Origin of the sequence: Pseudomonas sp. ADPe (genome assembly GCF_014843515.1) — a bacterium.
Lineage (GTDB): Bacteria > Pseudomonadota > Gammaproteobacteria > Pseudomonadales > Pseudomonadaceae > Pseudomonas > Pseudomonas citronellolis.
This window is the reverse complement of sequence record NZ_CP062122.1, coordinates 3,154,905-3,165,967: the sequence shown is the minus strand read 5'-3', so window position 1 is coordinate 3,165,967 and position 11,063 is coordinate 3,154,905. Positions and strand designations below refer to the sequence as shown.

General features: G+C 68.3%; 10 protein-coding genes. 1 reads left to right on the top strand and 9 read right to left on the bottom strand.

Annotated elements, in window-relative coordinates; translation table 11 throughout:
* The first annotated feature begins 121 nt into the window (after nucleotides 1–121).
* Nucleotides 122–694, top strand: coding sequence for a xanthine phosphoribosyltransferase (locus IG194_RS14415; protein ID WP_043268145.1), 573 nt, complete (start codon nucleotides 122–124; stop codon nucleotides 692–694).
* 71 nt (nucleotides 695–765) lie between these two features.
* Here IG194_RS14415 and IG194_RS14410 read toward each other — a convergent pair whose 3' ends face one another.
* The 9 genes from IG194_RS14410 to IG194_RS14370 form a co-directional block, all read right to left on the bottom strand.
* A complete protein-coding gene (locus IG194_RS14410; protein ID WP_141679880.1) occupies nucleotides 766–2,604 on the bottom strand; it encodes an acetyl-CoA hydrolase/transferase C-terminal domain-containing protein in 1,839 nt (612 codons plus the stop codon).
* Between the two features lie 796 nt (nucleotides 2,605–3,400).
* The gene (locus IG194_RS14405) at nucleotides 3,401–3,826 is read right to left on the bottom strand and encodes a c-type cytochrome (RefSeq protein ID WP_009614092.1); all 426 of its coding nucleotides are present in this window, start codon (nucleotides 3,824–3,826) and stop codon (nucleotides 3,401–3,403) included.
* Between the two features lie 158 nt (nucleotides 3,827–3,984).
* Nucleotides 3,985–4,533: a cupin domain-containing protein gene (locus IG194_RS14400; protein ID WP_009614094.1), complete on the bottom strand. Its 549-nt coding sequence runs from the start codon at nucleotides 4,531–4,533 to the stop codon at nucleotides 3,985–3,987.
* A 163-nt stretch (nucleotides 4,534–4,696) separates the two neighbouring features.
* Complete coding sequence (gene alr / locus IG194_RS14395) at nucleotides 4,697–5,776, bottom strand: alanine racemase (protein ID WP_058488042.1); 1,080 nt, start codon at nucleotides 5,774–5,776, stop codon at nucleotides 4,697–4,699.
* Between the two features lie 112 nt (nucleotides 5,777–5,888).
* Nucleotides 5,889–6,242 (bottom strand): RidA family protein, encoded by a 354-nt coding sequence (locus tag IG194_RS14390; protein ID WP_043268137.1) that lies wholly within the window; start codon nucleotides 6,240–6,242, stop codon nucleotides 5,889–5,891.
* Nucleotides 6,217–7,512 (bottom strand): D-amino acid dehydrogenase, encoded by a 1,296-nt coding sequence (gene dadA / locus IG194_RS14385; RefSeq protein ID WP_043268135.1) that lies wholly within the window; start codon nucleotides 7,510–7,512, stop codon nucleotides 6,217–6,219. The genes IG194_RS14390 and dadA overlap by 26 nt, the downstream gene beginning before the upstream one ends.
* Before the next feature lie 352 nt (nucleotides 7,513–7,864).
* On the bottom strand, nucleotides 7,865–8,209 hold the full coding sequence (locus IG194_RS14380; protein ID WP_009614101.1) for a YdbL family protein: 345 nt from the start codon (nucleotides 8,207–8,209) through the stop codon (nucleotides 7,865–7,867).
* A gap of 11 nt (nucleotides 8,210–8,220) precedes the next feature.
* A complete protein-coding gene (locus IG194_RS14375; RefSeq protein ID WP_009614103.1) occupies nucleotides 8,221–8,412 on the bottom strand; it encodes a YnbE family lipoprotein in 192 nt (63 codons plus the stop codon).
* Between the two features lie 18 nt (nucleotides 8,413–8,430).
* Complete coding sequence (locus IG194_RS14370) at nucleotides 8,431–10,989, bottom strand: YdbH domain-containing protein (protein ID WP_058488041.1); 2,559 nt, start codon at nucleotides 10,987–10,989, stop codon at nucleotides 8,431–8,433.
* Nucleotides 10,990–11,063 lie beyond the last annotated feature (74 nt).

Here is an 11,063-nt window from a genome sequence, read left to right as displayed (position 1 = left end):
GCCAGCGGAAGCTGTCCACCCGATCAGCTTCTTCTTTTGTCGGAAGGTCGCGCAGGCCGGCGCTTACGAGGTAGAATTGCGCGCTTCATCAGCGGCCCCAGCTCCGCCAGGAAGCCCTCAATTGAACACCCTCAAAGACAAAATCCGCAGCGAAGGCGTCGTCCTCTCCGACCAGGTCCTCAAGGTAGACGCCTTCCTCAACCACCAGATCGACCCGCTGCTGATGAAGCAGATCGGCCACGAGTTCGCCGAACGCTTCAAGGGCCAGGGCATCACCAAGATCGTCACCATCGAGGCCTCGGGCATCGCCCCGGCGGTCATGGCCGGCCTGGAGCTGGGCATCCCGGTGATCTTCGCCCGCAAGTTCCAGTCGCTGACGCTGAAGAACGACCTGCTGATCTCCAAGGTGTTCTCCTTCACCAAGCAGACCGAGAGCACCATCGCCATCTCCGCGCGGCACCTGACCGCCGCCGACCACGTGCTGGTGATCGACGACTTCCTCGCCAACGGCCACGCCGCCAAGGCGCTGATCGACCTGATCCAGCAGGCCGGGGCGAGCATCGCCGGCCTGGGCATCGTCATCGAGAAGTCCTTCCAGGACGGCCGCAAGCTGCTGGAAAACGAAGGCTACCGCGTCGAATCCCTGGCCCGGGTGAAGTCCCTGGCCGGCGGCGAGGTCGAGTTTCTCGACTGATCCAGGATGCGCGGTGAAAAAGGCGGGCGCCCGGCAAGGGTTCCCGCCTTTTTCATGCCCTTCGTTCGCGCCTACATAAAGCCGTCCCGGGTGGCGTGCAGACCGGCGAGGATCAAGCGCTGGTAGAGCTCTTCGCGCAGGCCGTCCGGCTGCTCCAGGCCCATGCGCTGCAGGTGCGCCGGGAAGGCCTCCGGTTCCGGCGCGTCCAGGGTGGCCCTGCCCAGTTCGAGGATCTCGCTGAGCCGGAGCTTGCTTTTCAGCCAGGTCAGCGCCCGCAGCAGGTCGCGCTCTTCCGGGGTGAAATCGCAACCCAGCGGGTATTCCGGCAAGGCCTCGCGGTGTTGTGCGCACAGCGTCTGCAGGCGTTCGGGAAGGTTGTCGCGGTGGCGCCGGTCCAGCTCGAAATCCGCCGGCAGCTTGCCCGCCGCCTTGGCCTCGGCGATGAGGCCGTCCTGGAAGCGTGAATCGGCGATGGCCAGCAGCGCTTCGATCACCTCGGCATCGTTCTTCCCGCGCAGGTCGGCGATGCCGTACTCGGTCACCACCATGTCGCGCAGGTGCCGCGGGATGGTGGTGTGGCCATAGCTCCAGACGATGTTCGAGCTGACCTCGCCGCCGCTCTCGCGCCAGCTGCGCAGCAGCAGGATGGAGCGCCCGCCGTACAGCTCGTGGGCCTGGGCGACGAAGTTGTACTGGCCGCCGACGCCGCTGACCACGCGGCCGTCCTCCAGTTGGTCGGCCACCCCGGCGCCGAGCAGGGTCACGGTGAAGGCGCTGTTGATGAAGCGTGCATCGCGGCGCTGCAGGCGCTTGAGCTCCTCGTCGCGGTAGAGGTTGTTGACGAAGCCGATGCCGGTCATGGCGATGCCAGCCAGGCACTCGGCCGGCAGTTCGCGCAGGCGCTGGTAGAAGGCCTGCGGGCCGAGGAAGAAGCCAGCGTGCAGCCAGACGCCGTCGGCGTCCGCGCGGTGCTGCTGCGCCTGTGGATGAACCTGCCGCTTGAGCACGCCGGCCTCGGCCAGGTCCAGCAGGCCCGGCACGAACATCTCGCTGCAACCGTAGAGGCCCTGAGTGAAGGCGCCCAAGCCGCCTTCGCGGTCGATCAGCCCGGCGTGGCGCTCGGCGATCTCCAGTTCGGCGAGCAGCGCGCGGTACGCGGTGTTGTCACGCTGGCGCAGCAGCAGCGCCGAGGTCACCGCATCGCCCATGGCGCCGATGCCCACCTGCAGGGTGCCGCCGTCGCGCACCAAAGCGCTGGCGTGCAGGCCGATGCAGTGGTCCTGCCAGCCCACCGGCATGTAGGGCGTGGAGAACAGCGTGCTGGTATCCGCCGGCTGCTCCACCAGCAGGTCGAAGATATCTTCGTCGACCTCGGCGTCGCCCGGCATGTACGGCAGGTCGCGGTGCACCACGCCGATACAGAGGATGCGCTCGCCGGCCGCGCGGCGGCGGCGCAGCATGGGCAGCAGGTCGAGGGTGATGTCCGGGTTGCACGCCAGGCTCAGCCTGCCGGACCGCGCCGGGTCACGGGCGACCAGCTGGGCCACGGCGTTGATGCCCTTGGCGTCGAGGTCGCGGGCGACGTGGCTGTAGTTGCAGCTGATGTAGTTCTGCTGCGCCGGCGCGCTGTCCAGCAGGCTGCCCGGCTGCAGGTAGAACTCCTCGACGCGCACGTTCGGCGGCAGGCTGCCCTGGCGCAGGTCGCGCAGGTAGTCGAGTTCCGGGTAGTCGCCGTACAGGCGTTCGACGAAGGGTTCGAGAAAGCGCCGCTGCAGCTCGCTGCCGGCCTGGGGCCGGCCCAGCGACAGCGCCGTGTAGAGCGTCAACTGGCGCGCCGGCTGCTCGCCCAGGCGCCGGTAGAGAAGGTTGACCAGGTGATTGGGCTTGCCCAGGCCCAACGGCAGGCCCAGGCGAATCGGGCCATCGAGCCCGGCCAGCAGGTGATCGACGGCTTCGTCGAGGGTGCAGCGGTGCGCCAAGGTGCGATCCTCCGTGGTTGCCTGTCCAAGTTTGGACCGGAAACCGGCGGGGAGGCTCCGGCGTCTTTTCATTCAAGTGGCGCGGTGGTTCAGCGGAGGGGGCCGTTCGCGCCACCGGGGCGTCCGGCGTGGCCGGTAAATCCAATCGCGGACAAAGTCCGCTCCGCCCGCGCTTCCTGTAACCGTAGGAGCAACTGTCTGCGCCGAGGTGTTTTTCGTAGGATGGGTTGAGCTTGCGAAACCCATGTGGTTGCGCTGATGGGTATCGCTGCGCTCAACGCCATCCTACGAAAAGCCGTGTTTCCTGGCACCGTAGGAGTAACTGTCTTGCGCCGAGGTGCTCTTCGTAGGATGGGTTGAGCGTGCGAAACCCATGCGGTTGCGCTGATGGGTATCGCTTCGCTCAACGCCATCCTACGAAAAGCCGTGCTTCCTGGAACCGTAGCTGGCCCTGCCCGCGATTCGCGCGCAGGGCGCGCTCCTACAGGGGAATGGCGTGGGTGGGGGCGGCGTAGGAGCGAGCTTGCTCGCGAATGAGCCCCGCAGCGGAGTCTGTTCGCGAGCATGAGGGGGTGAGGATCGACGCGCGGAGCCGAGGCCCCACTCTGCAAGCCAAGCCCCAGCCCCACCCCCTATGAAAAATGCCGTTTCCCCAACCAGAGAAACGGCATTCTTTCTTGAGCGGACAGCATCGGCCCGTAAGCGGCTTTTCCTGCCAGCCCGTGGCTCAGAGGCCGGACATGTGCTTGATGGCAGCCTTCAGCTCGTCGTCCGAGCAATCGGCGCAGGTGCCTTTCGGCGGCATGGCGTTGATGCCGGAAATGGCCTTGGCCAGCAGGCCATCGAGGCCGCCCTGCTCCTTGGCGCGCTTGCCCCACTCGCCCTTGTCGCCGACCTTGGGCGCACCCAGCAGGCCGGTGCCGTGGCAGGTGGTGCAGACCTTGCCGACGATCTCTTCGCCCGAACGCGGCGCACCGCCACCTCCGGCGGAAGCGACAGCGCCGACGCCTTCGCACTCCTTGCCCTGGACGCAGACCTTGCCCACCGGTTCCAGGCGCTTGGCGATGTCGTCATTGGTCGTGGCTTGGGCGCCAGCGGCCATCAGGGCCAATACGGCGGCCTGGGCCACCAGGATTTTCTTTATCAGGTTCACCCTTTTACCCTCATCGTGGCTTGTACGCCCGGGCACGGTTTCCATCGCAGTCTAGGTAGCGCGGGCGGCCGCAAGTATAACGGAAGAGCGCGCGTCTGAAACAATTGCAGGGCCCGCGAGGGCCTTGCGTCATACGGTCGCAGGCGGCTCAGCCGCCTCTAAAAATTTGCCGGAGTGGTCGCGCTTATGAGCCTCGCCGGCGCATCGAAGGGGTTGCGGAAGCGATGCGGGCGGGTGCTGTCGAAATAGTAGCTGTCGCCGCTTTCGAGGACGTACACCTCGTCGCCGACGGTCAGCTCCAGGCGGCCTTCGACCAGCACGCCGGTCTCCTCGCCTTCATGGGAGTACATGTCGTCGCCGGTGTCGGCGCCTGGCGGGTAGGTCTCGTCGAGCAGCGTGATGGCGCGGCTGGGATAGGCCTTGCCGATCAGCTTCATGATGATGTCGCCGTCGGACAGGTCGCTGAGTTCGTCTGCCTTGTAGACCACCTGGGTGTTGCTGTCCTGCTCGATGTCCAGGGAGAAGAACTCCACCAGGGACATGGGGATGCCGCCCAGCACCTTCTTCAGGGAGCTGATCGACGGACTCACGCTGTTCTTCTCGATCATCGAGATGGTGCTGTTGGTGACGCCCGCGCGCTTGGCGAGTTCACGCTGGGACAGCCCTTTGAGTTTGCGGATGGCTTGCAGACGAGCGCCAACGTCCAAGGGTCGGGTCCTCCTTATTTCTTGTTCTGCCAGGCTCTAACGGGCGGAACCCGCCTGCGCCTTGCGGCGAGCGGGTTCCGAAGTGCCCGTATCATGGCAACACCGTTCAGTATTTACAACAGATCGGCCTCGGATACTGCGCAAACTTTACGCAGTTCGTCGCTCAGTCGCCGCTGTAGACACGCGGTACGCGCTTGAGGTTGCAGAACAATTGATAGGGGATGCTGCCGCACAGGCTGGCGAGCTGGCTGGCCGGGACGTTCGGCCCCCACAGCTCGACGCGGCTGCCCAGGCCGGCGCCGGGCAGGTCGGTGAGGTCGACGGTGAGCATGTCCATGGACACCCGGCCGATGATGCGGCTAGCCTGGCCGTCGATGAACACCGGGGTGCCATCCGGCGCGTGGCGCGGGTAGCCGTCGGCATAACCCATGGCGACCACGCCGACGCGCACCGGGCGCTCGGCGACGTAGCGCGCGCCGTAGCCCACCGGCTCGCCGGCCGGCAGTTCGCGCACGCCGATGATCTTCGACTCCAGGGTCATCACCGGGCGCAGCTGGTCGGCCAGCGGCTGGGCCTGTTCGAAGGGGGTGGCGCCGTAGAGCATGATGCCCGGGCGCACCCAGTCGCTGGGCACGCTCGGCCAGCCGAGGATGCCGGGGGAGTTGCGCAGGCTGACCTCGTAGGGCTGGCCCAGGCCGGCGCGCACGGCCTCGAAGGCGGCGACCTGCTCCCCGGTGCGTGTGCAGTCCAGCTCGTCGGCGCGGGCGAAGTGGCTCATCAGCACCACCTTGGCCACGTGCGGCAGGGCCTGCAGGCGCGCCAGGGCGGCGGCGTAGTCCTGCGGGAAGAAGCCGACGCGGTGCATGCCCGAGTCCATCTTCAGCCACAGCGTCAGCGGCTTGGCCGGGCGGGCGCGCTCGATGGCCTCCAGTTGCCAGGCCGAGTGCACCACGCACCAGAAGTCATGGCGCTCGATCAGCTCCAGTTCGCTGGCCTCGAAGAAGCCCTCCAGCAGCAGGATGGGCGCGCGGATGCCGGCTTCGCGCAGCTCCAGGGCCTCTTCGATGCAGGCCACGGCGAAGCCGTCGGCCTCCGCCTCCAGGGCCTTGGCGCAGCGCACCGCGCCGTGGCCGTAGGCATCGGCCTTGACCACCGCCAGCGCACGCGCGCCGCTGACTTCGCGGGCCAGGCGGTAGTTGTGGCGCAGGGCCTGGAGGTCGATCAGGGCACGGGCTGGACGCATGGCGGGAACTCTCTGTTATTCGGGTACGGCGCAGCCGCGGGCGAACCCGCACCGACGAAGGCCGTGAAGCAAAAAAAGGCCTGGCAATCCGACCAGGCCCCACGCAAAGGGTTTACGGCAGGGCCGCGACCACCGACATCTCCACCAGGATCTCAGGCTCGCAGAGCCTGGCTTCCACGGTGGCGCGGGCCGGGGCGGTGCCTTGCGGCAACCACTGGTCCCAGACGGCGTTCATGCCGGCGAAGTGCGCGTCGATGTCCTTCAGGTAGATGGTCACCGAGAGGATGCGCGTCTTGTCGGTGCCGGCCTCTTCGAGCAGGCGCTCGATGCTGGCCAGGACCTCGCGGGTCTGCTGTTCGACGCCGGCGGCCATGTCGTCGCCCACCTGGCCCGCCAGGTAGACGGTGCCGTTGTGGACGACGATCTGGCTCATGCGGCCATTAGTGTGCAGGCGCTGGATGGCCATTCTGAGCCTCCGAGGCGTTGCTGTAGCGGGAAATGTCCAGGCCGTCGGTGCTGATCTGCGGGCGCTTCTTCGCCATCAGGTCGGCCAGGTAGCGGCCCGAACCGCAGGCCATGGTCCAGCCCAGGGTGCCGTGGCCGGTGTTCAGGTACAGGTTGCGGTAGCGGGTGCCGCCGACGATCGGGGTGCCGTCCGGGGTGGCCGGGCGCAGGCCGGTCCAGAAGGTCGCCTGGCTGACGTCGCCGCCCTCGGGGTAGAGGTCGGTGGTGATCATTTCCAGGGTCTCGCGGCGGCGCGGGTTCAGCGACAGGTCGAAACCGGCGATCTCGGCCATGCCGCCGACGCGGATGCGCTGGTCGAAGCGGGTGATGGCGACCTTGTAGGTCTCGTCGAGGATGGTCGAGGTCGGCGCCATGTCCGGGTTGGTGATCGGCACGGTCAGCGAGTAGCCCTTCAGCGGGTAGACCGGGGCGTTGATGCCCAGCGGCTTGAGCATCTGCGGCGAGTAGCTGCCCAGGGCCAGCACGTAGTGGTCGGCGGTGACCAGTTGACCGTCGATCCACACGCCGTTGATGCGGTCGCCGGCGAAGTCCAGGCGCTGGATGTTCTGGTTGAAGCGGAACTCCACGCCCAGGCCCTGGGCCAGTTCGGCCAGCTTGGTGGTGAACATCTGGCAGTCGCCGGTCTGGTCGTTGGGCAGGCGCAGGGCGCCGACCAGCTTGTCGGCCACCTTGGCCAGGGCCGGTTCGACGCGGGCGATGCCGGCGCGGTCGAGGACTTCATAGGGCACGCCGGAGCTTTCCAGCACGGCGATGTCCTTGGCGGCGGAGTCGAGCTGGGCCTGGGTGCGGAACAGCTGGGTGGTGCCCAGGGTGCGGCCTTCGTAGGCGATGCCGGTTTCGGCGCGCAGTTCGTCGAGGCAGTCGCGGCTGTACTCGGACAGGCGCACCATGCGCTCCTTGTTCACCGCGTAGCTGGCGGCGTTGCAGTTGCGCAGCATCTGCCACATCCAGGCGTACTGGCTGGGGTCGCCGGTGAGCTTGATGGCCAGCGGCGCGTGCTTCTCCAGCAGCCACTTCATGGCCTTCAGCGGGATGCCCGGAGCGGCCCAGGGCGAGGCGTAGCCGGGGGAAACCTGGCCGGCGTTGGCGAAGCTGGTTTCCAGGGCCGGGCCGGGCTGGCGGTCGACCACCACCACTTCGAAGCCGGAACGGGCCAGATAGTAAGCACTGGCGGTGCCGATCACACCGCTGCCGAGAACCAGAACGCGCATCGCTGCCTCCCACGTCGCGTGGGGCACGCGACGTTTCTTATTTTGAACGTCAGTTGCGCGCAGTATAGGAATTCGACCGCAGAAATAATCACTATTTAACAAGCGGTAATTGAAGGAAATTCTTGGTGAAAACGCCTTTCACGGAGGCGCATCCACCAGACAACCAGCAAAAACACCTGAAAAATCCATAGCCATGCAAGTATGTCGGATCACGGTTTTCAGCAACTAATTCGGCGCGCTTCGGCGAACACGGGATTTACTCCCGCCAGGACCGGGGCCGACAGGAATAAGCGCTGCCGCGACGGCAGGTCGCAGGCGCCGCCCGACAGGCGGCGGCGCCAGGGAAATCCCCTTACTTGCGTACCCACTTGCCATTGAGCTGGATGTATTGCCCGGACGGGGTGCGGTCCATGGCCTTCTTGCCGGCCAGGGCTTCCACGTCGCCGAGCTTGGCGCCGCTCTGGCCGGCCACCTTCTGGTACTCGGCGCGGCGCGCGGCGTTGATCTGGGCGGCGATGTCCGCCGCCTGGCCGCTGTTGCTGACCACCCCTAGGTAGCCGTCGGGCTGCTCGCCGACCAGGCCCTGGGCCTTGGCCCCGCCCAGGGCCGACATGGCCTGCTCCAGGCTCATGGCCAGGGCCGGCAGGCTGACGCAAAGGGCCAGCAGGGCGACGCCGAGTTTGCTGCGCAGTGTCATCTAGAAGCTCCTCAGAACAGACCGCTGTTCTCGTTGATGATGCCATCCAGGGCCTTGTCGACCTTGATGTAGATCTCGTGCTCAATCTTCACGTTGAGGTTGATGTTGATCGGCTCCTTGGGCGCCGCCAGCTGTACCGTCGGCGTACAGCCCTGGCTGAGCCCGAGCAGGGCCAGGACGGCGATGAGTGCGCATGGGCGCATGCGGTGTTCTCCTTGCGATCAGGGCGCGGCAGGTGGCTGGTTGCGCAGGCGTTCCTGCACGCGCTTGCGGATGGTGTCGCTGACCCGGTCGCTCAGCTGCAGGCTGGTCAGCAGGTCCGGGATGTTCTCCTCCAGGTTGACGTTGAGGTTCACCGGCCGCCCCTGCTCCAGCGCCGGGTTGCGGCCGCTGATGGCCAGGGCCAGGAGCAGGCGGCCGCCCTCAGCATAATCCACGCGGCTGGCCAGGCGCTCGTAGCGGAAGTCGTCGAGCATGGTCGCCACCAGTTGCATGGCCGGGTTGCTCTGACCGAGGGCGCGGATCTTCTCCGAGCGGAACTGCAGGGTGCCCGGCAGCCGCGCGGCGACCTGGCCGCCCTGGATGCGCAGCCCGCCCGGGCCGAGCAACAGCGGCAGCTCGCCGTCGAGGATGCCGTTGCCGGCAAGGCCCTCGGCGGGATAGGCCTTGAGGATTTCCTCCAGCAGCACGCCTTGCAGATGCAGGCTCTGCGCGGGATTGTCACGGGCCAGTTGCAGCGTGCCGCCGTCCAGCCAGGCGCGGCCGCCGAACAGCTTCAACTCGGCCTGGCGCCAGTCCAGGCGGCCGGCCAGCGGCTGGTCCAGGCTGGCGCTGTAGCCACCCTGGAACTGCAGGGGCCCGAGCAGCACGCCGGGGTTGAGCTGTTCCACGCGCAGGCCGGGCAACTGCAGCGTCAGTTGCGAGCCGCGCAGTTGCAGCTTCGCCTCGCCGTCCAGGCCGTGGATCTCGCTGCGGTCGTAGACGCCTTCCAGGCCCCGGCCGTTCAGCGTCAGGTCCAGCTGCTGGGCGCCCTGCCCCGGTGGCAGGCGCCACTGCGCGCGGGCCTGCAGGCGGCCGTTGTTCAGGCTGAGCAGCGCCGGCCAGTCGGCCAGGCTGGCCGCCAGCGGGTTGCCGCTGCGCAGGAAGAATTCCGGTAGTTGCGCCGTCAGTTCCAGGCTGCCGTCGGCCTGGTGGCGCAACTCGACGTCGGCGGCCAGGCCGCCGCTATTCTGCAGCCGGCCCTTGAGCTGTTGCTGCGCCAGGCCGGCGCCGAGCTGGCCCTGGTAGCTCCAGGCGAGCGGCTTGAGGTGCGCCTGGCGCAGCTCGCCGGCCGACAGTTGCACCGCGCCGTCGAAGCCCAGGCTGAAGGGCTGGCCGGCGGCATAGCCCAGCGCCAGGCTGGCCTTGTCCGCCGTCGCGCCGAGCTTGGCGGCCTTCAGCCCCTGGGGCCCGGCCAGGCTGCCCAGGCTCAGCTTGGCGCCCTTGCCCAGGCGCAGGCTGGCCGCGGCCTGGCCAATCTCGCCGTCCAGCGGCAGGTCGAGCGCCGCCTTGCCCAGGCGCAGGCCGGGCAGTTGCAGGTCCGCTACCTGGGCCTGCAAGCGGGCCTGGCTCAGGGCCAGGGACAAGGCTTCACCCTCCACCAGCGCCAGCACGCCTTGCAGGCGCAGGTCGCTGGCGCCCTTGCCGCGCAGGTCCAGGCGTACCGCGCCGGGAGCAGTGTCGTCGGGTTGTAGGCCCAGGCGCAGGCTGGCCGGGCGCAGGCCCACCGGTAGCGCCTGCAGCCAGTCGCCATAGAGGTCGGCCAGGTAGAGGTCGCCGTCCAGCACCCGCGGCCGCCACTGCCCCGGCGCGGTCGCGGCCGCCTGAAGTTGCAGGTCGCCCTGCAAGGTGCCCAGGCCCGGTAGCGGCCAGGGCTGCGGCAATTGCATGGCCAGCTCCAGTTCGCCCTGGCTGTCGCGCAGTGCGGGCCAGTCCGGCCAGGGGCCGTCGCCGCCGAGGGTGCTGTCCCAGCTCAGGCGCAGGCGTCCGGCCTCGGGTAGGGAGACCGGCAGGGTCGGCGTCGGCAACCAGGGCGCCAGCCAGGCGCGCACGGCGTCCAGTGGCGGCACCCCGGGGCTGGCCAGGCTGCCGCGCCAGTGGCGCTCGGCTGGCGCCCAGCTGGCGTCGAGGTCGGCCAGGCGTTCGCCATCCAGATCGGCCTTCAGCTCCAGCCGCCAGGCGTCCTGTTCCGGGCGCAGGGTGCCGTCGAGGGCCAGGCGCTGGCCACCCTGCTGCAGTTCGGCGGCCAGGGACGCGGCATTGCCGGGCAGTTGCTGCCAGTGCAGGCTGCCAACCAGGGTGCAGCGCCGCTGCCCGGCGCAGGGCAGTTCGAACTCGGCGCGCTGCAGGACGGCCCGCTGCGGCAGCAGGCCGAGCCACAGGCCCACCTGGTCGGGCGTCGGCCACTCCCCCGCCTCTTCCGTGGTCGCGGCGGCGGGCCAGGAACCCACGCGCAAGCGCTGTAGCTCCAGGCCACCCAGGCGCCAGCGCCCGTCGATACGCCGCGGCCAGCCCAGGCGCAGCTGATCGGCCTGGATTTCCAGGCGCGAAGCGGACTTTTCCCGCGTTACGGCCAGCCGTTGCAGTGTCAGACCGTCCAATGAAATGCCCGGCCCCTGCCAGTCCAGGCCGGCGATGCCCTGCTCCGCGAGCAGCCGCTGCCAGGCCTGCCCCGCCCAGAGGGCGAGCAGCGCGATGAGCAGCACCAGCAACAGCAGGATTCGGGTACGGGTCGAGCGCATGCCAGGCTCCGGCGGCGAAGTGGAAGGCCCGCGCATCCGGCGCGGACCTGGGAACAGGCTGGCGGCGTGCCCGC

Excerpts from the sequence above, each read along its gene's own strand:
- IG194_RS14380 (WP_009614101.1), bottom strand. The coding sequence starts at position 8,209 with ATGACACTGCGCAGCAAACTCGGCGTCGCCCTGCTGGCCCTTTGCGTC.
- IG194_RS14390 (WP_043268137.1), bottom strand. The coding sequence starts at position 6,242 with ATGGCCATCCAGCGCCTGCACACTAATGGCCGCATGAGCCAGATCGTC.
- IG194_RS14370 (WP_058488041.1), bottom strand. The coding sequence starts at position 10,989 with ATGCGCTCGACCCGTACCCGAATCCTGCTGTTGCTGGTGCTGCTCATC.
- dadA (WP_043268135.1), bottom strand. The coding sequence starts at position 7,512 with ATGCGCGTTCTGGTTCTCGGCAGCGGTGTGATCGGCACCGCCAGTGCT.
- IG194_RS14375 (WP_009614103.1), bottom strand. The coding sequence starts at position 8,412 with ATGCGCCCATGCGCACTCATCGCCGTCCTGGCCCTGCTCGGGCTCAGC.
- alr (WP_058488042.1), bottom strand. The coding sequence starts at position 5,776 with ATGCGTCCAGCCCGTGCCCTGATCGACCTCCAGGCCCTGCGCCACAAC.